This window comes from Pantoea sp. SORGH_AS_0659, assembly GCF_031453915.1.
GTDB lineage: Bacteria > Pseudomonadota > Gammaproteobacteria > Enterobacterales > Enterobacteriaceae > Pantoea > Pantoea leporis.
Genome location: NZ_JAVJAK010000001.1, coordinates 3,552,456 through 3,578,806, shown reverse-complemented (window position 1 = coordinate 3,578,806; position 26,351 = coordinate 3,552,456). Strand labels below are relative to the sequence as shown.

The following is a 26,351-nucleotide window of genomic DNA, read 5'->3' as shown; positions in this document are numbered from 1 at the left end:
GCGGGGTTTTTTATTTACGGCGTATCACTTAACGGTGGATGCGCACTCACCGCGCTTTCGGCCATTGCCTGTTCGCGATTGGATGCCTGTACGTAATACTGTTTGGTTTCCCAATGCAGCAGCGTCAATGTTCCACCCCAGCAGCAGCCGGTATCCAGACCAATCACATGTTCCGGTGTGCCTTTACCTTCCAGCGATGCCCAGTGACCAAAGATCTGCGTATAGTCGCTGTCGATTTTGCCCGGCACCTTAAACCACGGCTTGAGCGGCGGCGGCGCTGATTCAGGCGACTCTTTGCAGATCATATCCAGCTGGCCGTTCGGGAAGCAGAAGCGCATGCGCGTCAGCGCATTAGTGCTAAAGCGCAGTCGCGCCAGACCGCTGAGTTCCGGCGTCCAGTTGTTTGGCATGTCGCCATACATCGCATCCAGAAACAGCGGATAGCTGTCGCTGGAGAGCACCGCTTCCACTTCACGCGCGCACAGCTGCGCCGTCTCTAAATCCCATTGCGGCGTAATGCCCGCATGCGCCATCAACAGCTTCTTCTCTTCATCTACCTGCAACAGTGGCTGACGACGTAACCAGTTAATCAACTCATCGGCATCATCGGCTTCCAGCAGCGGCGTCAGGCGATCTTTCGGCTTGTTACGGCTGATACCGGCATACACCGCCAGCAAATGCAGGTCGTGATTACCCAGCACCAGGCGCACGCAATTTCCCAGCGATTTTACATAGCGCAGCACATCGAGCGAACCGGGGCCGCGCGCCACCAAATCGCCGGTAAGCCATAAGGTGTCCTGCTGCGGATCGAAGTCAACCTGCGCCAACAGCGCACGAAGCTCGTCATAACAGCCATGAACATCGCCAATCAGGTATGTACTCATTGTCAGTCCGATTAAAACGCGCCGCCCGGACGGGCCGGGCGGAGGAGGATTAGTGAATGTGGGTTTGCACCGCGAGTCGGAACACCGGAATCTCGACGTGGAACTCTTCGCCCGCATCGTCGATCATCACATAGTGGCCTTGCATGGTGCCCATCGGCGTCTCCAGAATCGCGCCGCTGGTGTACTGATACTCGCCGCCGGCCGCAATGTGCGGCTGTTCGCCGACCACGCCTTCACCTTGCACTTCAGTCTCGCGACCGTTGCCGTTGGTGATCAGCCAATAGCGGCTACGCAGCTGGACGTTGCTGCGCCCCAAATTGCGAATGGTGATGGTGTAGGCAAACACGTAGCGATCCTCGTCGGGCAAGGATTGCGACTCCACATACTGACTATGCACATGGATACAGACGCGGGCCAAATCACTCATGCACTCAACTCTCCGGAGTTTCAGCCTGATGCTTGCTCAACCAGTTTGCCAGTTGGCAATATTGCGCCACAGAGACGTTCTCTGCACGCAGCGAGGCATCGATTTCTAATTGATCCAGCGCACCAGCCGCAAACATATGAGCCAGGCTGTTGCGCAGCGTTTTACGGCGTTTACCAAAGGCTTCAGTGGTGATACGGCTCAGCAGACGAATATCGCTGACCGGATACTGTGGCTGCATGTACGGCACTAAACGCACCACGGCCGATTCCACTTTCGGTGCCGGCGTGAAGGATTCTGGTGGCACTTCGAGCACAGGAATAACCTGGCAATAGTACTGCGCCATCACGCTCAAACGACCGTAAGCTTTGCTGCCCGGACCGGCGACTAAACGATTCACCACTTCTTTCTGCAGCATGAAGTGCATATCTTTAATCGAACCAGTATAGCTGAAAAGGTGGAACATCAGCGGCGTCGAGATGTTGTATGGCAGGTTGCCGAACACGCGCAGCGGCTGACCTTTCTCTTGCGCCAGCGCAGAGAAATCAAAGGTCATCGCATCCTGCTGGAAAATGGTCAGCTTAGGACCGAGGAACGGGTGCGTTTGCAGACGCGCAGCAAGGTCGCGGTCCAGCTCGACCACGGTCAGCTCATCCAGACGTTCGCCTACCGGCTCGGTTAATGCACCCAAGCCGGGGCCGATTTCCACGATAGCTTCACCTTTTTGCGGGTGAATGGCGGAGACAATGCTATCGATAATGTACTGATCGTTCAGGAAGTTCTGCCCGAAACGTTTACGGGCGTAATGCCCCTGATGGACGCGATTATTCATTACTGCTCTTGATCATAGTGATGGCGAGATTAAGCGCCGTGATAAAGCTGCCCGGTTCTGCCTGACCGAGACCGGCTAATTCAAGCGCGGTGCCGTGATCGACAGAAGTCCGGATAAAGGGCAGGCCAAGTGTGATATTCACCGCGCGGCCAAACCCCTGAAATTTTAGCACCGGCAAGCCCTGGTCGTGATACATCGCCAGAACCGCATCGGCATGTTGCAGGTATTTCGGCTGGAACAGCGTATCGGCTGGCAGAGGTCCGGTAAGTTGGATGCCTTGCTGGCGCAGTTCGTTGAGGGCCGGAATGATGGTATCAATCTCTTCGCGGCCCATATGGCCGCTCTCGCCGGCATGCGGATTAAGGCCGCAGACGAAAATATGAGGATGCGGTAAACCAAACTTCTGCTGCAGATCCCGATGCAGAATGGTGATCACTTCATGCAGCGTGTCGCGGGTAATTGCGGCAGAAACATCTTTCAGCGGCAGATGTGTGGTAGCCAATGCCACACGCAACTCTTCTGTTGCCAGCATCATCACCACTACATCGCCACCGGCGCGATCGGCAAAAAACTCGGTATGACCGGTAAACGGAATATCCGCATCGTTGATCACGCCTTTGTGCACCGGACCGGTAATCAGCGCGGCAAATTCGCCGTTCAGACAACCGTCACAGGCGCGCATCAGGGTTTCCAGCACGTAGTGACTGTTTGCGACGCAGAGTTCTCCGGCGGTCACTGGCTGAGCGGTATCGACCTGCAGCAGCGTAAGCGTGCCGGCCTGCTGCGGTTGTGCCGCAACGCCAGGTTGATAGTCACGCAGCGTCAGCGGCAAACCCAATAAAGCAGCGCGACGGCGCAAAAGCTCGCCGTCGCAGCAGACCACCAATTCAACCGGCCAGTTTTGCTGCGCCAGTTGCAGGGTGAGGTCGGGACCAATCCCGGCGGGTTCGCCGGGCGTGATCACCACACGATAATTACTGACCATTGTTATCCAGAATTTTCACGTAAGCACTGGCGCGCTGTTCCTGCATCCAGGTTTGCGCTTCTTCCGCGAATTTACGGTTGAACAGCATGCGATAGGCGCGCTCTTTCTGCGCGGCATCGGTCTTATCAACCTGACGCGTATCCAGCAACTGAATCAAGTGCCAGCCAAATGAGGAGTGAACCGGCTGGCTGACCTGGCCTTTCTGCAACTTCAGCAATGCATCGCGGAATGCCGGATCGTAAATCTCTGGAGATGCCCAGCCGAGATCGCCGCCCTGGTTAGCCGAACCCGGATCGTCGGAGAACTGTTTGGCCGCTGCGGCGAAGGTGGTTTTACCACTTTTAATATCCGCTGCGATCTGTTCGATTTTGGCCTGCGCCTGAGCGTCGGTCAGGATCGGTGACGGCTTCAGCAGAATGTGACGCGCATGCACCTCAGTCACAGAGATGCTTTTGCTTTCGCCACGCAGGTCGTTCACCTTCAGGATGTGGAAACCAACACCTGAACGGATTGGACCGACGATGTCGCCTTTCTTCGCGGTGCTCAGCGCCTGCGAGAACAGCGTTGGCAGCTCTTCGATTTTGCCCCAACCCATGTTGCCGCCTTTCAGCGCCTGCGGATCGGCTGAGTAAGTCACGGCCAGCTTGCCGAAGTCAGCACCGCCTTTCAGCTGAGCAACCAGTTGGCGCGCCAGCGTTTCCTGGTCGTCAACCTGCTGCTGCGTCGGGTTTTCTGACAGCGGCAGCAGAATCTGGCTGATGTTAAGCTCAGTACCTTGCGTGTTCTGCGCACCCACCTGCGTAGCCAGCGTATCCACTTCCTGCGGCAGGATAGTGACGCGGCGACGCACTTCGTTGTTACGCACTTCTGAAATCAGCATCTCTTTGCGGATCTGCGCACGGTAATCGTTGTAGTTCATGCCGTCGTAGGCCAGACGGCTGCGCAGCTGATCGAGGCTCATGCGGTTTTGGGCGGCAATGTTCTGAATTGCCTGATCCAGCTGCTGATCGGTAATCTGCACGCCCGCTCTTTCACCCATTTGCAGAATGATGGCATCCATGACCTGGCGTTCAAGGATCTGATGACGCAAGGTTTTGTCATCAGGGAGTTGCTGGTTTGCCTGCTGCGCCTGTGATTTCACGGTGCGCATCATGTTATCAACGTCACTTTCCAGTACCACGCCGTTGTTCACGACTGCGGCAACTTTATCAACCACTTGTGGGGCTGCGAACGCAGTGTTAGCGGTAATCGCTACACCAAGAATCAGCATTCTCCAGTTCTTCATACTTTATCCATTGTTGTTTCCGCACTGCGGGAGAGCCTGTCAAACATCACAACATCAGAAAGCGCGCTGGTAAGGGATGATGCCCTGACGCAGCATTTCGTTGGTGCCTAAGCCATAGTTAGAACTCAGACCACGCAGCTCAATGTTGAATGAGATTTGGTTGTCATACTTACTGTCGTTGTTTTCCCAACCGTTGATCTTGCGTTCGTAACCCAGACGAATGGCATAGCAGCACGAGCTGTACTGCAGGCCGACTAGCTGTTCAGCCGGACGACTGTTGCGGGTATCGTAGTAATAACCGCCCACCAGTGACCAGGCATCCGCAATCGGCCAGCTGGCTGTCGCCCCCACCTGTGAAATCCCGTTTTTGTAGATCGGGTCAGTCACCAGGTTGGAGTTATTCAGCGCCTGCGCCACATATTCCGGGCTGCTGTAGCGATAGCTCAGCTGCACCATACGATCGGCATCCTGACGATACTCAACTACCGCATTGCCCTGCGCGACGTTATCGAGGCGAGTGTCATATTGCAGACCGCCACGCGCGCCCCAGCGATCGCTGATTTTCCAGTACGTGTCGCCGGCCCAAACCAGGCTGCCGGTGTCATCTTCTTTGTTCGTCTGGTTTACGCCGGTACGAGACGGGGTAAACGAGTAGATTTGACCCACAGAAACGTTAAAACGTTCAACCAGATCGTTATCATAAATACGCGTGGTTACGCCGGTCGCCACTTCATTTGCTGAAGCGATGCGATCCAGGCCGCTGTAGGTACGATCGCGGAACAGGCCGGTGTAGTCGGTTTGCAGCAACGTCGAGTCGTACGGATAGATATTGCTCTGGTTACGATAGGGGACATAAAGGTACTGAACACGCGGTTCCAGCGTTTGTGTATAGCCTGGTTCCCAGTCCATATCGCGATCAAACACCAGGCGACCATCCACTTTGAACTGAGGCAGCGTGCGGTTGACGGAACCATCAAGGCGGCCGCTTGAGTTATAAGCGCCAGGGTTGCTGTTATAGCTATCAAGATTTTCTTGTTGATAGTGAGTAGCAAGGAACTTTGCTTCGGTGTCAAGGCTTGCCCAGCCGTTAGACAATGGCAGATTCAGTGTAGGTTCCACATGCAAACGCGTTGCTTCGGGCATGTTACTGCTCACACTTGTGAACTTAACCGCTTGAGCATAAATTCGGCCATCGAACGGTCCAATATCGTTCTGATAGAAATTCAAATCGAGCTGTGGCTGCGCGCGATAGACTCTGCTGTTGCTCGTCTGACCGAATACCTGGAAATCTTTAGATGAAAGTGTCGCGTCCCAATTAGTGTCGGCGTAACCAAAGCTAAACTTTTGCGTAGCATAACCGTCGGTGGAGCTGTAGTACTTGGACTCCAAATCGTTGAAATAATACGGATCGCTAACTTTGGTGTAATTAGCATTAAAGCGCCAATGCTGATCGTAAACGCCGGCGTGTTGCCAATAGAACAACCAGCGATCGTCATTTGTATCGTTTTGGACTGAAGGGCGAGACGATTTATCGCTGTCGTACTGCTTATCTGACTGCAGATAATCCAGCTCCATCAAGCCTGCGCCAAACACCGTCAAATAGCGGAATTCGTTCTGCAGCTGCAGACCGCGTTTTTCCATATAGTGCGGCGTGATGGTGGCATCGGCCTGCGGCGCGATGTTCCAGTAATACGGCAGCATGAATTCGAAGCCGTTATTACTGCCGTATTTCGCATTCGGGATCAGGAAACCGGAGCGGCGGCGATCGCCAATCGGTAGCTGTAAATAAGGGCTGTAGAATACCGGCACATTGCCGAGCTTAAAGCGGGCGTTCCAGATTTCCGCGACTTCTTCTTCGCGGTCCTGAATCACTTCGGAACCGACCACGCTCCAGCTGTTGGAACCCGGCAAACAAGAGGTAAAGCTGCCGTTTTCCAGAATGGTGTAGCGATTGTTACCACGCAGTTTCATCTGATCGGCATCGCCGCGGCCCTGACGGCCAACCATCTGATAATCACCGTTCCACACGTTGGTGTCTTTAGTGTTCAGATTTGACCAGGCTTTCGGACCTTTGAGGATGACCTGATTGTCGTCATAGTGCACATTACCCAGCGCATCCACGGTACGAACCGGCGTGGTTTGTCCTTCCTGCTGACGTTGATGCAGCTGCACCTCGTCGGAACGCAGGCGGCTATTGCCTTGCTGCACGTCGACGTTACCGGTGAACACCGCATCATCCGGATAGTTGCCTTTGGCGGAATCAGAATGGATGGTGACCGGCAGCGAGTTGGTGTCGCCATTGACCAGCGGGCGGTTGTAACTCGGCACGCCCAGCATGCACTGCGACATCAGATCGTCGGCGAGTGATGACTGGCTATAAAGCGCTGCACCAATCATGGTAGCCAGCAAGGTAGGTATACGTTTTTTCATACGCGGTTTCGATAATTCCATGAAAACTGGCATCATGCCGACAATCCGGTCAGAGACTAACTTACTGCCCGGCGTTGCGCCAGTGTTAATCCTTGTCTGTCCGCGTTGCCGTTAGGCGCTGAGATAAATGACAGGTATGATAATGCAATTTTCAGCCGCAAGCATGGCGAATTGAGGAGTTTATGCGCTACTGGGGAAAAGTAATTGGTCTGGCGCTCGGGATATTTTCCGGGGCAGGCTTTTGGGGCATTGTACTGGGTCTGATCATTGGTCACATGTTTGACAAAGTGCGCAGCGTAAAAGGACAGGGCTATTTCGCCAATAACCAGGCGCGTCAGACGCTGTTTTTCAGTACCACATTCCAGGTGATGGGCCATTTGACCAAATCAAAAGGGCGCGTCACCGAAGCGGATATCCAGATTGCTTCCTTATTTATGGATCGCATGCAGCTGCATGGCGATGCGCGCACTGCCGCGCAGCGTGCGTTCCGTGAAGGTAAACAGAGCGACTATCCGCTGCGCAGTAAACTGCGCGAGCTCCGCAGCGCCTGCTTTGGCCGGTTTGATCTGATTCGGATGTTTCTGGAAATCCAAATCCAGGCCGCCTTCGCCGATGGTTCACTGCATCCCAACGAACGTCAGGTGCTGTATGTGATTGCCGAAGAGCTGGGTATTTCTCGCGCACAGTTCGATCAGTTCCTGCGCATGATGGAAGGCGGTCAGCAGTTTGGTGGCGGCGGTTCTTCCCGCGGCGGCGCCTATCAGCAGGCGCAACGCGGTCCTACGCTGGAAGATGCCTGCAGCGTGCTGGGCGTGAAAAGCAGCGATGATGGCACCACCATCAAGCGCGCCTACCGTAAGCTGATGAGCGAACATCATCCTGACAAGCTGGTGGCGAAAGGTTTACCGCCGGAAATGATGGAGATGGCGAAGCAGAAAGCGCAGGAGATTCAGGCGGCTTACGATCTGATTCGTAAGGAGAAGGGGTTTAAATAATTTTATTGCTGTCCCCCATCCCGGCCTTCCCCCGCAAGCGGGGGAAGGAGATACTGCCCCATGCAGCTTAATTACTGAAATGTGGCAGCATCTTCCTCCCCCATCCATGGGGGAGGACCGAGGAGGGGGACTGCAAGCACGGACCGAGGTGGGGGGCAGCAAGCACGGAACGAGGAGGGGGACTGCAAGCACGGACCGAGGAGGGGCAGCATCTCCTAAACTAAAATCCCGCCGGCTGCCTGAACGTCATGCTATTGCCAAACGCCGGATGGGTGATCGTCAGCGACTCCGCATGCAACTGCAAACGCGACGCCATCGCCAGCGCCTCATCATGTGCATAAAAGCGGTCGCCAAGAATCGGATGCCCCAGCGCCAGCAGATGCACACGCAGCTGGTGTGAGCGTCCGGTAATTGGCTTAAGCTTGACGCGCGCACTGTTCGTGGCTTCATACTCCAGCACCTGATACTCGGTCTGCGCCGCTTTGCCGTTTTCGAAACACACCATCTGCTTCGGCCGATTCGGCCAGTCGCAAATCAGCGGCAGATCGATCAAACCCTCTTCTGCCGCCGGATGGCCCCACACGCGCGCCACATAGTATTTAGAAGGCTCGCGCTCACGGAACTGGCGCTTGAGCTCACGCTCAGCCGCTTTATTCAGGGCCACGACGATCACGCCGCTGGTAGCCATATCGAGACGGTGCACCGATTCCGCCTGTGGGAAATCACGCTGGATGCGCGTCATCACGCTATCCTTGTGCTCTTCGAGACGGCCCGGCACCGACAGCAACCCGCTCGGTTTATTCACCACCATAATGTGCTCGTCCTGATACAGAATATGCAGCCAGGGTTCGAGCGGCGGGTTGTAAGCTTCCATCAGCATGATGTCGCGGTCCTGAACATTATTGGTGCGTGACCACGATCAGACGTAGCGCATCGAGACGCCAGCCTGCATCGCCCAGGCTTTCCAACACCTGTTCGCGATTGCTCTCCAGCGCTTCAACCTCGTCATCACGGATGTTGGGGTTAACCGCGCGCAGCGCTTCGAGACGTGACAGCTCAGCACCGAGTTTCTCTTCGGCTTCCACTTTCGCTGCCGCGATAATCGCCTGCGCTTCCGGAACGATCGCTTTTTCGGCCTGGGTCAGAATCTCGTGCACGTCTTGCTGCACCGCATTCACTAGCTTGCTGCCGGTATGGCGATTCACCGCATTCAGCTGACGGTTAAAGCTTTCAAACTCCACTTTGCCCGCCAAATTGTTCCCGGCGCGATCCATCAGCAAACGCACCGGCGTTGGCGGCAGGAAGCGGGTGAGCTGCAGACTTTTTGGCGCTTGCGCTTCAACCACATAGATCATCTCGACCAGCAGCGTCCCGACCGGCAGCGCCTTGTTCTTCAGCAGTGACAGCGCACAGCTACCGGTATCGCCCGAAAGGATCAGGTCGAGGCCGTTGAGGATCAGCGGATGTTCCCAGGTAATAAACTGGGTATCTTCGCGCGACAGCGCCTGGTTACGGTTAAAGGTCACGGTGCAACCCTCTTCCGGCAGGCCAGGGAAATCAGGCACCAGCATGTGATCGGACGGCGTCAGCACGATCAGGCTATCGCTGCGGTCTTCCTGATTGATGCCGACGATATCGAACAGGTTCAGCGCAAAGTTAACCAGATCGGTATCGTTGTCCTGCTCGCCGATGGCATTTGCCAGCTCCTGAGCGGCTTCGCCGCCGTTGGAGTTCAGTTCCAGTAAGCGATCGCGTCCCTGTTCCAGCTGTGCTTTCAGCGCATCGTGCTGCTTACGGCTTGCGCTGATGAACTCATCGAGTCCCTGCGGATTTTCCGGCGCAGCAAGATATTCAATCAGCTGATTGTACTCATTGTCATAAATGGCGCGGCCAGTTGGGCAGGTGTGTTCGAACGCATCCAAGCCTTCGTGATACCAGCGCAGCAGCACCGCCTGCGCGGTTTTTTCCAGCCACGGCACCAGAATCTGGATGTCATGCATCTGGCCGATACGATCGAGACGACCGATACGCTGCTCCAGCAGATCCGGGTTGAACGGCAGATCGAACATCACCAAACGGCTGGCGAACTGGAAGTTACGGCCTTCAGAACCGATTTCGGAACACAGCAACACCTGCGCGCCATCCTCTTCGGAGGCGAAGAAGGCCGCTGCGCGGTCGCGTTCGATAATCGATAGGCCTTCGTGGAACACGGCGGCACGGATGCCTTCGCGCTCACGCAGCACCTGCTCCAGCTGCAGCGCGGTGGCGGCTTTGGCGCAGATCACCAGCACTTTCTCTTTGCGGTTGCTGGTGAGGTAACCCATCAGCCACTCAACGCGCGGATCGAAGTTCCACCATGTGCCGCTATCGCCTTCAAATTCCTGATAAATCTGCTCGGGATACAGCATGTCACGCGCGCGCTCTTCTGCGCTTTTGCGCGTGCCCATGATGCCGGAGACTTTAATCGCTGTTTGATACTGCGCGGGCAGCGGCAGACGAATCTGGTGCAGCTCGCGTTTCGGGAAGCCTTTCACGCCGTTACGGGTGTTACGGAACAGCACGCGGCTGGTGCCGTGGCGATCCATTAGCATCGAGACCAGCTCTTTACGCGCGTCTTCTTTGCCATCGCGATCGCTGTTCGCCACTTGCAGCAGCGGCTCGATATCCTGTTCACCGATCAGATCGTTAATCAGGTTCATCTCATCTTTGCTGATGGCGTGGTCGGCCAGCAGCGAGCTCACCGCATCGGCTACTGGACGATAATGCTGCTGCTCTTCGACAAACTGGCCGAAATCGTGGAAACGATTCGGGTCGAGCAGGCGCAGACGTGCAAAGTGGCTCTCTAAGCCCAGCTGTTCTGGCGTGGCAGTCAGCAGCAGTACGCCAGCGGTTTTCTCTGCCAGCTGCTCAATAACCTGATATTCGCGGCTCGGTGCGTCTTCGCTCCATGCCAGATGGTGCGCTTCATCAACCACCAGCAGATCCCACTCGGCATCGGCCAGCAGCTCAAGACGCTGCTTGTTACGGCGTACAAAATCGAGCGAACAGATAATCAGCTGCTCGGTTTCAAAGGCATTGTCGCTGTCGTGCTGCGCTTCGGTGTAGCGATCGTCATCAAACAGCGCAAAGCGCAGGTTAAAGCGACGCAACATTTCCACCAGCCACTGATGTTGCAGCGTTTCCGGCACCACAATCAGCACGCGCTCGGCACGACCGGCCAGCAGCTGTTGCTGGATGATCATCCCGGCTTCAATGGTTTTACCCAAGCCCACTTCATCTGCCAGCAGCACGCGCGGCGCGTGGCGACGGCCGACATCGTGAGCGATGTGCAGCTGATGCGGAATCAAATTGGTGCGCATCCCGCGCAGGCCGCTGATCGGCAGGCGGTATTGCTCGCTGTGGTATTTGCGTGCGCGGAAACGCAGCGCAAAGCGGTCCATGCGGTCGAGCTGACCGGCGAACAGGCGATCCTGCGGCTTGCTGAACACCAGTTTGCTGTCCAGCATCACTTCGCGCATGACGACGCCCGCTTCTTCGGTGTCGAGACGTGTGCCGATGTAAGTCATTAAATCGTTTTCGTTGCGGACTTCATCGACGGTCATCTGCCAGCCTTCGTGGCTGGTGATGGTGTCACCCGGATTGAAAATCACACGAGTGACCGGAGAATCGTTTCGGGCATACAGGCGGTTTTCGCCGGTTGCCGGAAAAAGCATGGTGATCATGCGCGTATCGAGCGCGACCACCGTGCCCAATCCCAGTTCACTTTCCGTATCACTAATCCAGCGCTGACCCAGTGTAAAAACCATATATTTTTTGCTCGACTCTCTGACATGCCATAAAGAAGTTCACCTGTACTCAGGCAATACCCAACCGCCAAACGGGTGTTTGGTCAGATTGTGAGTGCGGTGAGAATCAGGAAGGGCGCTATGGTACTGGATGGCAAGGCATTCGTCACCTGTCAAAAAAGCCCCAGCTGCCCAGTAATGAGTGTAGCAAAGTCGTCACCGACGAACGGCAAAATGCCGTCAGCCACCGGTTGCAGCTGTTTGGTGACGTAATGATCGTAGTCGAGGGGCGTATTGCGCACCTCGAGCGGTTCCGGTCCGGCCGTGGCCATCACATAGCGGATCGAGCCACCGTTTTGATACTGCAGCGGGCGCTGCAGCTTGCGGTTTTGCTCATCGGCGAGACGCGCAGCGCGCACATGTGGCGGCACATTGCGCTCGTAATCTTTCAGCGCGCGCCGCAGGCGTTTTTTATACACCAGCTGATCGTCGAGTTCACCGGCCAGCAGCTGCGCCACCGTTTCGCGAATGTAATCCTGCCACGGCTCGCCACGGAAAATACGGCCATACAGATTTTGCTGGAACTGCTGCGCCAGCGGCGTCCAGTCGGTGCGCACTGATTCGAGGCCTTTAAACACCAGCCGCTCGCCGCCCTCGTTGCGAATCATGCCGGCATAGCGCTTTTTGCTGCCCTGTTCGGCGCCGCGAATGGTAGGCATCAGGAAACGGCTGAAGTGCGTTTCATACTCCAGCTCCAGCGCGCTCTCCAGCCCATAAGTCGATTGCAGATGCTGCCGCCACCAGCCGTTCACCTGTTCAGCGAGATGACGACCAATCGCCGTCGCCTCCGCTTCACTGTGCGCGCCTTTCAGCCAGACGAAGGTGGAATCGGTATCGCCGTAAATCACATCAAAGCCTTCCGCTTCAATCAGCTCGCGCGTTTGCTGCATGATGGCGTGGCCGCGTAGGGTGATGGATGACGCGAGGCGCGGATCGAAGAAGCGGCAGGCGCTGGTGCCGAGCACGCCATAAAAAGCATTCATGATGATTTTCAGCGCCTGCGACAGCGGTTTGTTATTGTCGCGCTTGGCGGCTTCACGCCCTTGCCAAATCTGCTCGACAATTGCCGGTAAACAGTGGGTCTCACGGGAAAAGCGCGCATTGCGGAAGCCGGGCACGGAATCGGCGTCATCCGGGTGCGCCAGGCCTTCCACCAAACCCACCGGATCGATAAGGAAGGTGCGAATAATTGAGGGATAGAGGCTTTTGTAATCCAGCACCAGCACCGAATCGTACAGGCCGGGCCGCGAATCCATCACGTAGCCGCCGGGGCTGGCTTCCGGCGCCACTTCGCCGAGATTCGGCGCCACGAAACCGGCGCGGTGCATGCGCGGGATATAGAGATGACCAAAGGCCGCCACCGAACCGCCGTGACGATCCACCGCTAAACCATTTACCGTGGCGCGTTCCAGCAGGAACGGCATGATGGCGGTGTGCTGGAAAATGCGCGTCACCAGCTCACAATCCTTGAGATTATATTTCGCCAGCGCCGGTTTATCGTTGGCAAAGCGCCAGTTGATCTCTTCCATGCGATCCCACGGATTATTGATGGCCTTGCCTTCACCAAGCAGCTGGCGCGAGACCGCTTCGAGGCTGAATGACGGGAAATCCCAAAACGCGGATTTGAGCGCGTCGATACCATCAATAATTAAGCGGCCCGTTGCCTGCGCGAAGAACACACCAGGTTTGAAGCCGTGCTCGCGCCACTCCAGCGCCTGCTTCTGACGCCCTAAACGCAGCGGAATGCCGTAGCGATCGGCGTGTTTCTGCAGTACGCGTAGATCGAACTGCACTACATTCCAGCCAATAATCACATCCGGTTCATGCCGCTCGAACCATGCGTTGAGCTGCTCAAGCAGCTGCGGGCGGCTATCAACATAGATCAGTTCAAAATCGAGCGTGCTGGCATCGCCGTTGGGCGGACCGAGCATGTAAACCTGGCGCTGACCGCAGCCTTCCAGCCCGATGCAGTAGAGCTCACCGTGCTGCGTGGTTTCGATATCCAGCGATACCCATTTCAGCTGCGGACGATAATCAGGATGCGGTTTCAGACGCGCGTTGACCACGCTGTCACCGCGTATTTCACCGCTAAACCACACCGGCGCGGTGATAAAGCGCTCCATCAAATAGCGTTCGGGTGGACGAATATCCGCTTCATAGACCGGAATGCCGTTTTCACGCAGGCGCTTTTCCAGATTTTGCAGCTGGCGATTGCTGCGGCAATAGAGGCCAAACACCGGGCGGCGGCGGAAATCCTTCAGCTCCAGCGTTTGCAGGCGCGTATGACGTTCGTCGCGGATCAGCGCTTCGGTTGGCGTGCGAAACTCCTCGGGCACAAACGCCACGGATTCCTGGGCAGGCAGCACCAGCCGCTGCGGGCCGCTGTCGGTGGCCAGCCACAGCACCACTTCGCTGCCGGTCGGCGTATCTCGCCAATGTCGGGTAAGCAGAAAACCTGCGCGCGGATCGGTCACGTGAACTCCAGAGAATGAATTGCATTGAGTATAACATGGATGTTTATACAGTGTCCTGCAGGCGAAATTGTCACCACTTTGTCAACATCGTTCTACAATTCTTGCCTTGACGACCATGTGTATGCTCTGGACAATCCAGCCTCTATATTCCGCAGAGGATATTTATGGAAGCCTGGATTCAACACCTGTTTTCGCAATCGCTGGAGTACGCGCTGATCGCTGTGGCGCTGGTGACCTTCCTTGAGTCGCTGGCCTTCGTGGGATTGCTGTTGCCGGGCACGGTATTAATGGCCAGCCTTGGGGCGCTGGTCGGAAGCGGACAAATTGGTCTTTACCCTGCGTGGGCGGCCGGATTCGTTGGCTGTTTAATCGGCGATTGGGTTTCCTACGGCATCGGCTGGAAGTTTCAGGGGCCGCTGCATCGCTGGAAATATCTGAAAAAGTACAAGGGTTTGCTGGATAAAACCGAGCATGCGCTGCATCAACACAGCATGTTCACCATTCTGGTGGGGCGATTTGTCGGCCCGACGCGTCCGCTGATTCCGCTGGCAGCGGGCATGCTGGAGTTGCCGGTGCGCAAATTCCTGCCGCCTAACCTGATTGGCTGCATCCTCTGGCCGCCCGCGTATTTGATGCCGGGCATTCTGGCGGGCGTGGCGATTGATGTACCGCAGGCCGCGCAGGGCGGCAGTTTTAAATGGCTGCTGTTGCTGGTGGCGCTGCTGCTGTGGGTCGGTGGCTGGTTGCTGTGGCGCTGGTCGCGCAGCGGTAAAACGGTGGATTGGGCGACTAAGTATCTGCCTGCATCGCGTCTGCGCTGGCTGGCACCGCTGATGGCGGCGATTGGCCTGGGCGCGTTTATCGCAATCCAGTTCCATCCGATGATGCCAATCTTCCGCCACCTGCTGTGGAAAGTTTTCTTCGCTTAACGCGCTGTCACGCCAAGGATGGCGGCCGCGGCACTTTCACCGCGCACCAAACTCTCTGTACTGCCATCCCAATAGATGCGCCCGTCGACAATCACCAAACTGCGCGGCGCAATCTGCTGAGCATCTTCCAGACTGTGCGACACCATCAACAAGGTGATGTTGCGGTTTTCGCATACCGAACGTACCAGCTGCAGCATCTCGTTGCGCAGCGCCGGATCCAGCGCTGAGAAGGGTTCATCCAGCAGCAAAATCGGTTGATTGCGCAGCAGGCAGCGCGCCAATGCCACGCGCTGACGCTGTCCACCGGAAAGCTGACCAGGCAAACGCGTGAGCATCGCCTGCAAGCCGGTTTGCTCGGCGATATCCACCACTTGCTGCTGCTGTTCGCGCGTCAGTTTCAGGCCCGGATGTAAGCCCAACGCCATGTTTTGCTGCACCGTGAGATGCGGAAACAGATTGTTCTCCTGGAACAGCATAGAAACCGGGCGCGCCGACGGCACGCTGTGGGTATGATCTACGCCGTTCATCACCAGCGCGCCTTGATTGATCGGCAAAAAGCCGCCAATCAGACTCAGTAAAGTACTTTTCCCCGCGCCGCTCGGACCGAGGATCGCCAGACGTTCACCCGCCTGCGCCGCAAAACTGAAGCGCATCGGCAGATGCTGATAAAGGTAAGTAAGGTTATTCAGTGTCAGCATGGCGACCCGGTAATTTTTCCATCAGAGTAAAAAGTAGTAAGCAGAGCAGCAGCAGCAGGAGTGCGGTGACGGCACCGTCCGCACCGCGATAGGCGCCAATCTGTTGGAACAGATAGAAGGGCAGCGTGCGGAAATCGGCGCTGCCAAACAGCGCGACCACGCCGAAATCGCCAATCGACAGCACGCAGGCAAACGCCAGCGCCTGAGCAATCGGGCGTTTCAGCGCGCGCAGCTCAATCAGCCGCAAGCGGTTGAAACCGGAGATGCCGAGTGAAGCGCAGAGCTGGCTGTAACGGGCGCTGATATCGCGCATCGGATTCTCCAGCACTTTCATCGCATAAGGAATGGCGATCAGGGCGTTAGTAAAGATCACCAAACCATCGGCGCGCTGCGGCAACCCCACGGTGGCGTTGAACAGCAGAAAGAAACCGCTCGCCAGTACAATGCCCGGCATCGCCAGAATCAGCATGCCGCTCATCTCCATCGCCTGCGCGGCGACTCTGTTCTGGCGCTGCCGCAGTTCGCGGCTGCTCCACAGCAGCATCATGGTCAGCACCACGCAGAGCACGCCGGCGCCCACGGCAATACGCAGCGAGGTAAAGGTGGCTTGCCACAGCGCCGCTTGTTGCAGCGCACCGGCAACGCCGCCGCGCAAACCATCGACGATTACTGCCGCCAGCGGCGGTAACAGCAGCAGCAGCGCCAGGCCAATCAGCACCGTATCGCTGATGCGCGCCTGCCATGAATCCTGCGGATCGCGCCAGCCGCGAATGCTCTGGCTGCCGGTGGGAATGGCTTTGCTAAAGCGCTGGCTCAGCATTACCAGCAGCAAACAGCAAGCGAGCTGTAACAGCGCCAGCAGCGCCGCGCGGCCCGGATCGTAATCGAAATTCAGCGCCTGATAGATCGCCAGTTCCAGCGTGGTCGCTTGTGGTCCGCCGCCCAGCGCCAGCACCGTGGCGAAGCTGGCGAAACAGAGCATAAAGATCAGCGCCGCCGTCGGCAGAATCTGACGGCGCAGCCACGGCCACTCCAGCAAGCGAAACAGATTCCAGCCGCGCAGGCCAAGCTGGGCGGCGACCTGGCGCTGCTCGCCGGGAATGCTCTCCAATGCCTGTAACAGCAGGCGCGTCGCCAGCGGCAGGTTAAAGAAGACGTGCGCCAGCAGAATGCCCTGCAGGCCATACGGCGAAAAGTGGTAGTCAAAGCCGATGGTCGCGCACAGTTGTGCCAGCCAGCCGCTGCGACCGTACACGCTGAGCAAGCCAAACACCGCCACCAGCACCGGCAGCACCAGCGTCATGGCGCACAGACGTAGCAACAGATTGCGTCCCGGAAAACGGCGACGATAGAGCGCGCGCGCCAGCAGGATCGCGGTCAACACCGACAGCAGCGCCGACAGCAGCGCCTGCTCAAACGAGAACAGCAGCACATGATGCAAATAGCTGTCGTCGAGTAGCGCGCGCCAGTCGGTGGCCGGAGCGACCATCACCAATGCGCCAAACGCCAGCAGCGCCACCGCGCACAGCAACAGCGCGATGGCGCTACCGGGAATCAACCAGCCGGGCATTAACGGCTAACGGCGCTTTGCCATGCGCTGATCCACGCGGCGCGATGGTCAGCGACTTCGGCTGGCGTGAATTGCAACGCCTTCGCGGGCACCTGCAGCGCTTGATAACCGGCTGGCAGATCGCTTTTGATCACCGGATACATCCAGTTGCCGGTAGGAATGGTCTGCTGGAAGGCCGGAGAAACCATAAACTGCATGAACTGCTGCGCCAGCTTAGGCTGTTTGCTGCTGGCGAGCTGCGCGGCGACTTCCACCTGTAAATAGTGGCCTTCGCTGAATTCGGCCGCGGCGTAGTTCTCTTTCTTCTCTTCGATGATGTGATAAGCAGGAGACGTGGTGTAGCTCAACACCAGATCGCCTTCGCCTTTCAGGAACAAGCCGTAAGCTTCGCTCCAGCCTTTAGTGACGGTAACGGTTTTTTGCGCCAGCTTCTGCCACGCATCAGCTGCGTTATCGCCATACACTTTTTGCATCCACAGCAGCAGGCCAAGACCCGGCGTGCTGGTACGCGGATCTTCATAAATCACGCGCCATTTTTCCGGGCTTTCGACCAGCTCTTTCAGGCTTTTCGGCGGGTTCTTCAGTTTGTTTTTATCGTAGACGAAAGCGAAGTAGCCATAATCGAACGGGATAAAGGTTTGATTGTTCCAGCCATCCGGCAGTTTTAAGCTGCGGGTATCAATACTGCTTTTGGCAAACAAGCCGGTTTTCTCCGCCGCCTGCACCAGATTGTTATCCAGCCCCAGCACCACATCGGCTTTGCTGTTTTTACCTTCCATGCGCACGCGATTGAGCAGCGATACGCCATCTTCCAGCGCCACATACTTCAATTCGCAGTCGCACTGCGCTTCAAAGGCTTTTTTTACCGCCGGACCGGGGCCCCAATCGGCAGAGAACGAATCGTAGGTGTAGACGGTCAGAACCGGTTTAGCAGCGAAAGCCGGAGCCGTAACCAGCAGCAACATAGGCAGAACTTTGTTTAACACTTTGCGCTCCTTGAGGAGAAGAGATGTTGAGTCGCAAAGGATCTGAGGCGTGAGGCATCTCAAATCCCTACGCCGGTATTAGCCGGATCAGGTTCGACGGGTTTCTCTCAGCCCTGATATCAAGGCACCCCGTTGAGAACGGCTCATTCTAGACATTTATATGACAGCGCGAAAGGATCACAGCTCCGGTGGTGCAAACCAGGCTGATTTGAAATCAAACCAGCCGAGCGTATTCAGCCGCACGCCGCGCATACTGCGTTGCCCTTCCAGCAGCAGCCAGTGATGGAACAGCGGATGCAGATAGTCGCGGTCGATCAGCTGTTTGCTCCATTCCGCCAGCGGTAACGCTTTCTGCCGCCAGCGCGCGGCATCGGCTTGCCAGTCAATCGGGATGCAGTGATGCATCAATGGCAACTCGAACAGTTGCGCGAACAGCGCGTACTCCAGCGGCAGGGTAAAGTTGACGCTGCCGAGCCAGATATCACTTTCACCTTCACCCTCGAACCACGCTTCGTAGCTCACGACACGAGTAATTAGCTCAACACCTTGCTGCGCCAACAGCGGTCGCAACGCGTTAGCGATACCTTCATGCTCAACGTGATGGCTGTACCAGCTCAGCGTCAGCTGAGTTAAGCCTGCCGGTTTATCGGCGGAGGTGAGATCGCGGCGATGGTGCCAGCGCGGCAGCAAGCCATAAGCCGGGAACCAGTAACGCTGATAGCCTACGCCTGCATGATTCAGTAAGGCGATGGGATTAAACAGATAGCTTACCCAGCGGCGGAAATGCGCATCGCGGCCCAACTCGGAGCGCTGATCGTACAGCAGGAAGTAGCAGCCTTCTTCCAGACGACTCTCTTCCGATTTTTCATCGGCGGTTTCGCCTTGCAATTTAACCCCGGCATACACCAGCTCGTCGCTGATCTCCGGCAGCACCCAAATCGACACATCATCAATCAGCGCGCGATAGCCAAAGTAATCATCAAAGGCGGCGATTTTCAGCTGCGTTTGCTGATTGCGCACCACGCTGTACGGACCGGTGCCAAGCGGCTGGCGGGCAAACTGGCGTAACGTGGGCCATTCGCGCGGCAGGATCATCGCGCTGACGCTGGCCAGCAGCCACGGCAACCAATCGTCCGGCTGGCTCAGATGGATATCCAGCGTCCAGGGCGCGGGCGAATCCAGTTTACTGATGTGAGAAAACAGCGGCTGGCTGCGCACGCGCTCCAGCGAAGCAATCACATCCGCCATTTCCAGTTCACGGCCATGATGAAAACGAATCGCCGGGCGCAGGAAGAAACGCCACTGCAGCGGCGAGGTTTGCTGCCAGTGATGGGCGATATCGGGTTCGATTTCCCCCTTTTCCTCATTTATGCGCATCAGGCCGTTGAAAATTTGTCGCGCCAGATGGGTTTCCGAACGGCGCAGCGGCGAACCGGGCAGCAGATTGGGCAGCGGGCGATAATAGAGCACGCGCAGGATGTGTTTACCCTGGCGGAAGCTGCGGCCTAAATGTGCCGCAATCATCTGGCGCACCTGGTTTTTATCGCCCACCAGCTGCACTAACTGTTCGATACGATCTTGTTCCAGCAGATCCTCGGCGCGCTGCTGCTGGAGCGCCAGGCCGGTGTAGCAAAAACTCAGCATTGAGCGCTTGCCACGTCCCGCTTCTGCCTGCCAAATCAGCCAGCCTTGGCCTTGCATGGCGTTGAGCAGGTTACGCATATGGCGACGCGAGCAGTGCAGCAGATCGGCCAGCTCGCTGAGCGTGGTTTCCTGATCCTGCCCCTGACGGCTTTGCCATAGGCGGATAAATTGCTGCTGCAGACGTGAAGAGGACATAAAAGGGGAACTCCTTGTCAGAATCGCTCAGTTTTTCCTGCCTCATATTAGAGGCATACTGCCCGGCAATGGAAGAGCGGGAGGCATTCAGTAATGAATGGCGCTCTGCCAGCGGTTCCGCCGACGTGGAACCCCTTTCTGAGTAGGGTGCATTTTCACCGCCAGCAGCGCTTTATCTGCTGGCTTTTTTCGTTTTGCTGTAGAATCTTCTACCCTCATTTCTCTACCTTTTTTATTCGCAAAGGGATTTCTGCATGAAATCGCTGTTAACGCGTCAACGTCGCATCAATCCGGTCTACCTCTCGTTTATGGCGGTGTCGTTTATGACCGGCGTGGCCGGTGCACTACAGGCGCCGACGCTGAGCCTGTTTCTGACGCGCGAAGTACAGGTAAGTCCGTTCTGGGTCGGCTTGTTCTTTACCATCAATGCGATCGCGGGGATTGTGGTCAGCCTGCTGATGGCGAAACGCTCCGATAATCAGGGCGATCGCCGCAACCTGATTCTGTTTTGCTGCCTGATGGCCACGCTGAATGCGCTGCTGTTTGCCTTCAATCGCCACTATTTAACGCTGGTGACGCTGGGCGTGTTTTTGTCGGCGCTGGCCAGCGTGTCGATTCCGCAGGTGTTCGCCCTCGCGCGGGAATATGCCGATCAGTCGGCGCGTGAAGTGGTGATGTTCAGCTCGGTGATGCGTGCGCAGCTGTCGCTGGCGTGGGTGATCGGGCCACCGCTGTCGTTTGCGCTGGCGCTTAATTACGGTTTTGTGACGCTGTTTTGCGTGGCGGCGGGGATTTTCCTGCTAAGCATGCTGCTGATCTGGCGCACCTTGCCCTCGGTGCCGCGCGTGGTGGTCTCGCCTGAAGAGGTGCTGACGCAGCTGAGCCCGTGGAAGGACAGTCAGGTGCGGTTACTGTTTATCGCCTCGGTCACCATGTGGGCATGCAACACCATGTATATCATTGATATGCCGCTGTATATCAGTACCACGCTTGGCCTGCCGGAGAAGCTGGCGGGCTTGCTGATGGGCACCGCCGCCGGGCTGGAGATTCCTATTATGCTGCTGGCCGGGCATTACGCGCGGCGCACCGGCAAACGCAACCTGATGTTGCTGGCGCTGGTGGCGGCGATTGTGTTTTATCTCGGATTGGTGATGTTCCAGTCGCGGACAGCGTTGATGGTGCTGCAACTGTTTAATGCCGCGTTTGTTGGCATCATCGCCGGAATTGGCATGTTGTGGTTCCAGGATTTAATGCCGGGCCGCGCAGGTGCGGCGACGACGCTTTTCACCACCTCAATTTCCACCGGCATGATTATCGCTGGCATCATTCAGGGCACCATGAGTGAACGCTTTGGTCATGAGTCGGTTTACTGGCTGGCGTTGGGGCTGGCGGTGCTGGCGTTGGGACTGGCGTCGCGCGTGCGGGATGTGGTTGATAGATAGCAAAGAGAAGGGCGACAGGATGTCGCCCTTGTTGCCTCAGCGTAAGAACGCGGGCTGATTGGTCTCGTAGCTGGAGATAGACGCTTCGTGTTGCAGCGTCAGGCCAATGCTGTCGAGGCCGTTGATCATGCAGTGACGGCGGAAGCTGTCGATTTCGAAGCTATAAGTCTTATCGCCTGCGGTTACAGTTTGCGCTTCCAGATCCACGGTGAAGGTGATGCCCGGCTGCGCGGCAACCAGTTTGAACATCTCATCCACTTCTTCATCGCTCAGCTTCACCGGCAGCAGCTGGTTGTTAAAGCTATTGCCGTAGAAAATGTCGGCGAAGCTTGGCGCGATAACCACATGGAAGCCGAAGTCGGTCAGCGCCCACGGTGCGTGCTCACGTGATGAACCACAGCCAAAGTTTTCACGCGCCAGCAAAATGCTGGTGCCTTTGAACTCCGGTTTGTTCAGGACAAAGCTGGCGGTTGGCACGGTGCCAGCATCATCTTCAAAACGCCAGTCGTGGAACAGATGCGCGCCAAAACCGGTGCGCGTCACTTTCTGCAGGAACTGCTTTGGAATAATGGCATCAGTATCGACGTTGGCTGCATCCAATGGCGCCACAATGCCGGTGTGTTGAGTAAATTTGTTCGCCATGGCTTACGCTCCCTGAGTCAATTCACGAATGTCGGCAAAGCGACCGGTTACGGCAGCGGCAGCGGCCATCGCCGGGCTCACCAGATGAGTTCGTCCACCGCGGCCCTGACGGCCTTCAAAGTTACGGTTGCTGGTTGATGCGCAACGTTCGCCTGGATTGAGGCGGTCGTTGTTCATGGCCAGACACATGGAGCAACCCGGTAAACGCCATTCAAAACCGGCTTCGAGGAAGATTTTGTCCAGACCTTCGGCTTCGGCTTGTGCTTTTACCGGACCCGAACCTGGCACCACCATCGCCACCACGCCCGGCGCCACTTTACGGCCTTTGGCAATCGCAGCAGCAGCGCGCAGATCTTCAATACGTGAGTTGGTGCAGGAACCGATAAACACTTTATCGATCGCCACGTCAGTCAGTTTGATGCCTGGCTGCAGATCCATGTAAGCCAGCGCTTTCTCTGCTGAGGCGCGCTCAACCGGATCGGCAAAGGATTGTGGATTCGGAATCGCTTGATCTACCGCCATTACCTGGCCTGGATTGGTGCCCCAGGTCACTTGCGGAGCGATATCTTCCGCGTGCAGCGTGACGATGCTGTCGAATTTGGCATCGCTGTCAGACTTCAGCGTGCGCCAGTAAGCGACCGCTTGTTCCCACTGCTCGCCCTTCGGCGAGAACTGCTTGTCTTTCAGATAATTGAAAGTGGTGTCGTCCGGCGCGACCAGGCCCGCTTTGGCGCCCATTTCAATCGCCATGTTACACAGCGTCATGCGGCCTTCCATGCTCAGCGCTTCGATCGCGGGGCCACAGAATTCGACAACGTGACCGGTACCGCCAGCGCTGCCGGTTTTACCGATAATGGCCAACACAATGTCTTTGGCGGTAATGCCTGGCGCCGCTTCGCCCAGCACTTCAATCTTCATGGTCTTCGCGCGGCCCTGTTTCAGGGTTTGCGTGGCAAACACGTGCTCAACTTCGGAAGTACCGATACCGAATGCCAGCGAACCAAACGCGCCGTGCGTGGCGGTGTGGGAATCACCGCAGACGATGGTCATGCCCGGCAACGTCATACCTTGCTCTGGCCCAATGACGTGCACGATGCCCTGGAACGGGTGATTCAGGTCATACAGCTGAATGCCGAACTCAGCACAGTTTTTCATCAGCTCTTGCATCTGAATACGCGCCATCTCGCCAGACGCATTGATGTCTTTGGTCTGCGTCGAAACGTTGTGATCCATGGTGGCGAAGGTTTTCGACGGCTGACGCACTTTGCGCCCGTGCGCACGCAGACCATCAAAGGCCTGCGGCGACGTCACTTCATGGATCAGATGGCGATCGATATAGAGTAACGGCGTTTCGTTCGGGGTTTCGTTAACGACATGTGCATCAAATAACTTCTGATATAAGCTTTTCATTTTATTATTTTTCCTCGGCGATGAAACCGGCAATGATGCTGCCCATCTCATCTGTGCTCACGGCTTTGCCGTCACCGGCCAAATCACGGGTGCGATAACCCGCTTCCAGCGCACGGCTCACGGCGCGTTCAATGCTTGCGGCGGCTTCATCCGCATTCAGGCTGTAACGCAACAGCAGTGACAGCGACAGAATCTGCGCAATCGGGTTAGCGATGTTCTGACCGGCGATATCCGGTGCGGAACCGCCCGCTGGCTCAAACAGGCCAAAACCTTCTTCATTCAGGCTGGCGGAAGGCAGCAAGCCCATCGAACCGGTAATCATCGCGCATTCGTCTGACAGGATGTCGCCAAACAGGTTAGAACACAGCAGCACGTCAAACTGTGATGGATCTTTAATCAGCTGCATGGTGGCGTTATCGATGTACATGTGGCTCAACTGCACATCCGGATAATCTTTTGCCACTTCGTTCACAATTTCGCGCCACATGACGGAAGTCTGCAAAACGTTGGCTTTGTCAATTGAGGTGACGATGTTGCGGCGCTTACGCGCGGATTCAAACGCGATACGCGCGATGCGCTCGATTTCGAAACGATGATAAACCTCAGTATCGAAAGCGCGCTCGTGCGGGCCGCTGCCTTCGCGGCCTTTCGGCTGACCGAAGTAGATGCCGCCGGTCAGTTCACGCACGCACAGGATGTCGAAACCGCGTCCGGCGATATCGCTACGCAGCGGGCAGAACGCTTCCAGGCCTTTATACAGCGCAGCAGGGCGCAGGTTGCTGAACAGCTTGAAGTGCTTACGCAGCGGCAACAGCGCACCGCGCTCGGGTTGCTGCGCAGGTGGCAGATGTTCCCATTTCGGGCCACCTACGGAGCCAAACAGAATTGCATCTGCCTGCTCTGCGCCAGCAACGGTAGCCGGTGGCAGCGGTTCACCATGACGATCGATGGCGATACCGCCAACATCATATTCGCTGGTGGTGATACGCATGTCGAAACGCGTACGAATTGCATCGAGAACTTTCATGGCCTGCGCCATCACTTCCGGACCAATTCCGTCGCCTGGCAATACCGCGATATGAGAAGACTTAGACATAGTTACACCGTTTCCTTCTGATCTTTAAATTTACGCTGCAGTTCTTTTTCCACCTGCTTAGCACGCCAAATATTGTTCAACGCGTTCACCATCGCTTTCGCCGATGATTCGACGATATCGGTCGCCAGGCCAACGCCGTGGAATTTACGACCGTTGTAATTGACCACAATATCGACCTGACCCAGCGCGTTCTCGCCGTGGCCTTTCGCCGTCAGCTTGTAGTTAATCAGCTCGGCTTCAAAGCCGGTAATACGGTTGATCGCCTGATAGACCGCATCAACCGGACCGTTACCGGTTGCGGCGTCGGCTTTGGTCTCTTCACCGCAGCCCAACTGCACGGAGGCCGTTGCGGTTACGCTGGAGCCGGTCTGCACGTTGAATTCGTTGAGCTCGAAATATTCTGGCTCTTCGTTCTGCTTGTTGATAAAGGCCAACGCTTCCAGGTCGTAATCGAACACCTGACCTTTCTTGTCGGCCAGCTTCAGGAAGGCGTCGTACAACGTGTCGAGGTTGTAATCGGACTCTTTGTAACCCATCTCTTCCATGCGGTGTTTCACCGCAGCGCGGCCAGAACGGGAAGTCAGGTTCAGCTGGATTTTGTGCAGGCCGATAGATTCTGGCGTCAGAATTTCGTAGTTTTCGCGATTCTTCAGCACGCCGTCCTGGTGAATACCGGAAGAGTGGGCGAAGGCGTTAGAACCGACCACCGCTTTGTTGGCTGGAATCGGCATGTTGCAGATTTGGCTCACGGTTTGGCTGGTGCGGTAGATTTCCTGATGATTGATGTTGGTGTGGACGTTCATGATCTGCTGGCGGGTTTTGATCGCCATAATCACTTCTTCCAGCGCACAGTTACCGGCGCGTTCGCCTAAACCGTTCAGCGTACCTTCAACCTGACGCGCACCGGCCAATACCGCAGCGATGGCGTTGCCGGTCGCCATACCCAAATCGTCGTGGGTGTGAACCGACAAGATGGCTTTATCGATATTTGGAACGCGTGCCACCAGTTGGCCAATGATATTGGCGTATTCGCCTGGCAAGGTGTAGCCGACGGTGTCCGGAATGTTGATGGTGGTTGCACCGGCATTGATCGCGGCTTCAACCATGCGGCACAAATCGTCGATTGGCGTACGCCCGCCATCTTCACAGGAAAACTCAACGTCGTCGGTGTAGTTGCGGGCGCGTTTGATCATGTGCACTGCGCGTTCAATCACTTCTGGCAGCGTGCTGCGCAGTTTGGTGGCGATGTGCATCGGCGAAGTCGCGATGAAGGTGTGAATACGGAACGCTTCAGCCACACGCAGTGATTCGTATGCGGCGTCAATGTCCTTCTCAACGCAGCGTGCCAGTCCGCAGACGCGGCTATTTTTAATGGTACGAGCGATGGTTTGTACGGATTCAAAATCGCCTGGAGAGGAAACGGGGAAGCCCACTTCCATTACATCCACGCCCATACGTTCCAACGCCAGAGCGATTTGCAGTTTTTCTTTAACACTCAGGCTGGCCTGTAAAGCCTGTTCGCCATCACGCAGAGTGGTATCGAAAATAATAACTTGCTGGCTCATCGTAATCTTCCTTATGCATT

The 26,351-nt window shown here is 56.5% G+C and carries 20 protein-coding genes and 1 riboswitch; of the genes, 3 read left to right on the top strand and 17 right to left on the bottom strand.

From position 1 onward, the window contains the following. Positions 1 to 14 precede the first annotated feature (14 nt). Genes apaH through lptD form a run of 6 tightly spaced genes read right to left on the bottom strand, consistent with a single transcriptional unit; the run spans position 15 to position 6,840 of the window. A complete protein-coding gene (gene apaH, locus Q3H59_RS16940) occupies positions 15 to 884 on the bottom strand; it encodes a bis(5'-nucleosyl)-tetraphosphatase (symmetrical) ApaH (RefSeq protein ID WP_110867508.1) in 870 nt (289 codons plus the stop codon). A gap of 49 nt (positions 885 to 933) precedes the next feature. After that, positions 934 to 1,311: a Co2+/Mg2+ efflux protein ApaG gene (apaG, locus tag Q3H59_RS16935; RefSeq protein WP_101762139.1), complete on the bottom strand. Its 378-nt coding sequence runs from the start codon at positions 1,309 to 1,311 to the stop codon at positions 934 to 936. 4 nt (positions 1,312 to 1,315) lie between these two features. Then, positions 1,316 to 2,140, bottom strand: a complete 825-nt coding sequence (gene rsmA, locus Q3H59_RS16930) for a 16S rRNA (adenine(1518)-N(6)/adenine(1519)-N(6))-dimethyltransferase RsmA (RefSeq protein WP_008108647.1) — start codon at positions 2,138 to 2,140, stop codon at positions 1,316 to 1,318. Then, positions 2,133 to 3,125, bottom strand: coding sequence for a 4-hydroxythreonine-4-phosphate dehydrogenase PdxA (gene pdxA / locus Q3H59_RS16925; protein WP_309835960.1), 993 nt, complete (start codon positions 3,123 to 3,125; stop codon positions 2,133 to 2,135). Before pdxA ends, rsmA begins: the two co-directional genes overlap by 8 nt. Beyond that, positions 3,115 to 4,410 carry a peptidylprolyl isomerase SurA gene (gene surA / locus Q3H59_RS16920; RefSeq protein ID WP_101762137.1) on the bottom strand — a complete coding sequence of 432 codons (1,296 nt, stop codon included), beginning with the start codon at positions 4,408 to 4,410 and terminating at the stop codon, positions 3,115 to 3,117. Before surA ends, pdxA begins: the two co-directional genes overlap by 11 nt. Before the next feature lie 54 nt (positions 4,411 to 4,464). Continuing rightward, complete coding sequence (gene lptD, locus Q3H59_RS16915) at positions 4,465 to 6,840, bottom strand: LPS assembly protein LptD (protein ID WP_225608295.1); 2,376 nt, start codon at positions 6,838 to 6,840, stop codon at positions 4,465 to 4,467. A 182-nt stretch (positions 6,841 to 7,022) separates the two neighbouring features. Between lptD and djlA the strand changes: the two genes are divergently transcribed. After that, positions 7,023 to 7,835, top strand: a complete 813-nt coding sequence (gene djlA, locus Q3H59_RS16910) for a co-chaperone DjlA (RefSeq protein ID WP_061718138.1) — start codon at positions 7,023 to 7,025, stop codon at positions 7,833 to 7,835. 220 nt (positions 7,836 to 8,055) lie between these two features. On the opposite strand, the gene rluA is transcribed toward djlA, so the two are convergent. The 3 genes from rluA to polB all read right to left on the bottom strand — a co-directional run bounded on the left by rluA (position 8,056) and on the right by polB (position 14,154). After that, the gene (gene rluA / locus Q3H59_RS16905) at positions 8,056 to 8,715 is read right to left on the bottom strand and encodes a bifunctional tRNA pseudouridine(32) synthase/23S rRNA pseudouridine(746) synthase RluA (RefSeq protein WP_101762135.1); all 660 of its coding nucleotides are present in this window, start codon (positions 8,713 to 8,715) and stop codon (positions 8,056 to 8,058) included. Positions 8,716 to 8,734: 19 nt separating this feature from the next. Further along, entirely contained in the window at positions 8,735 to 11,641 is a 2,907-nt protein-coding gene (gene rapA / locus Q3H59_RS16900) for an RNA polymerase-associated protein RapA (RefSeq protein ID WP_110867512.1), read from the bottom strand. A gap of 152 nt (positions 11,642 to 11,793) precedes the next feature. Next, the gene (polB, locus tag Q3H59_RS16895) at positions 11,794 to 14,154 is read right to left on the bottom strand and encodes a DNA polymerase II (protein ID WP_277974510.1); all 2,361 of its coding nucleotides are present in this window, start codon (positions 14,152 to 14,154) and stop codon (positions 11,794 to 11,796) included. A gap of 164 nt (positions 14,155 to 14,318) precedes the next feature. Between polB and Q3H59_RS16890 the strand changes: the two genes are divergently transcribed. Continuing rightward, the gene (locus Q3H59_RS16890) at positions 14,319 to 15,083 is read left to right on the top strand and encodes a DedA family protein (RefSeq protein WP_277974511.1); all 765 of its coding nucleotides are present in this window, start codon (positions 14,319 to 14,321) and stop codon (positions 15,081 to 15,083) included. Here the strand turns inward: Q3H59_RS16890 and thiQ are convergent. The 4 genes from thiQ to sgrR form a co-directional block, all read right to left on the bottom strand. Then, positions 15,080 to 15,781, bottom strand: a complete 702-nt coding sequence (gene thiQ / locus Q3H59_RS16885) for a thiamine ABC transporter ATP-binding protein ThiQ (RefSeq protein ID WP_101762131.1) — start codon at positions 15,779 to 15,781, stop codon at positions 15,080 to 15,082. The genes Q3H59_RS16890 and thiQ overlap by 4 nt on opposite strands. Then, entirely contained in the window at positions 15,765 to 17,351 is a 1,587-nt protein-coding gene (gene thiP / locus Q3H59_RS16880; RefSeq protein WP_277974512.1) for a thiamine/thiamine pyrophosphate ABC transporter permease ThiP, read from the bottom strand. The genes thiQ and thiP overlap by 17 nt, the downstream gene beginning before the upstream one ends. Then, the gene (gene thiB, locus Q3H59_RS16875; protein ID WP_277974513.1) at positions 17,351 to 18,337 is read right to left on the bottom strand and encodes a thiamine ABC transporter substrate binding subunit; all 987 of its coding nucleotides are present in this window, start codon (positions 18,335 to 18,337) and stop codon (positions 17,351 to 17,353) included. The genes thiP and thiB overlap by 1 nt, the downstream gene beginning before the upstream one ends. 46 nt (positions 18,338 to 18,383) lie before the next feature. Beyond that, positions 18,384 to 18,479: riboswitch (TPP riboswitch) on the bottom strand. A 35-nt stretch (positions 18,480 to 18,514) separates the two neighbouring features. Next, entirely contained in the window at positions 18,515 to 20,176 is a 1,662-nt protein-coding gene (gene sgrR / locus Q3H59_RS16870; RefSeq protein WP_277974514.1) for an HTH-type transcriptional regulator SgrR, read from the bottom strand. Positions 20,177 to 20,430: 254 nt separating this feature from the next. Here sgrR and Q3H59_RS16865 point away from each other — a divergent pair, with 254 nt between their 5' ends. Then, positions 20,431 to 21,618: an MFS transporter gene (locus Q3H59_RS16865; protein WP_110867518.1), complete on the top strand. Its 1,188-nt coding sequence runs from the start codon at positions 20,431 to 20,433 to the stop codon at positions 21,616 to 21,618. A 36-nt stretch (positions 21,619 to 21,654) separates the two neighbouring features. On the opposite strand, the gene leuD is transcribed toward Q3H59_RS16865, so the two are convergent. From leuD to leuA, 4 genes are read right to left on the bottom strand one after another with little or no spacing between them, the layout of a single operon-like run. Next, entirely contained in the window at positions 21,655 to 22,260 is a 606-nt protein-coding gene (leuD, locus tag Q3H59_RS16860) for a 3-isopropylmalate dehydratase small subunit (protein WP_101762126.1), read from the bottom strand. A gap of 3 nt (positions 22,261 to 22,263) precedes the next feature. Continuing rightward, the gene (gene leuC / locus Q3H59_RS16855) at positions 22,264 to 23,670 is read right to left on the bottom strand and encodes a 3-isopropylmalate dehydratase large subunit (RefSeq protein WP_101762125.1); all 1,407 of its coding nucleotides are present in this window, start codon (positions 23,668 to 23,670) and stop codon (positions 22,264 to 22,266) included. A 4-nt stretch (positions 23,671 to 23,674) separates the two neighbouring features. Then, positions 23,675 to 24,766, bottom strand: a complete 1,092-nt coding sequence (leuB, locus tag Q3H59_RS16850; protein WP_101762124.1) for a 3-isopropylmalate dehydrogenase — start codon at positions 24,764 to 24,766, stop codon at positions 23,675 to 23,677. Between the two features lie 2 nt (positions 24,767 to 24,768). Further along, a complete protein-coding gene (gene leuA, locus Q3H59_RS16845; RefSeq protein ID WP_101762123.1) occupies positions 24,769 to 26,331 on the bottom strand; it encodes a 2-isopropylmalate synthase in 1,563 nt (520 codons plus the stop codon). Positions 26,332 to 26,351 lie beyond the last annotated feature (20 nt).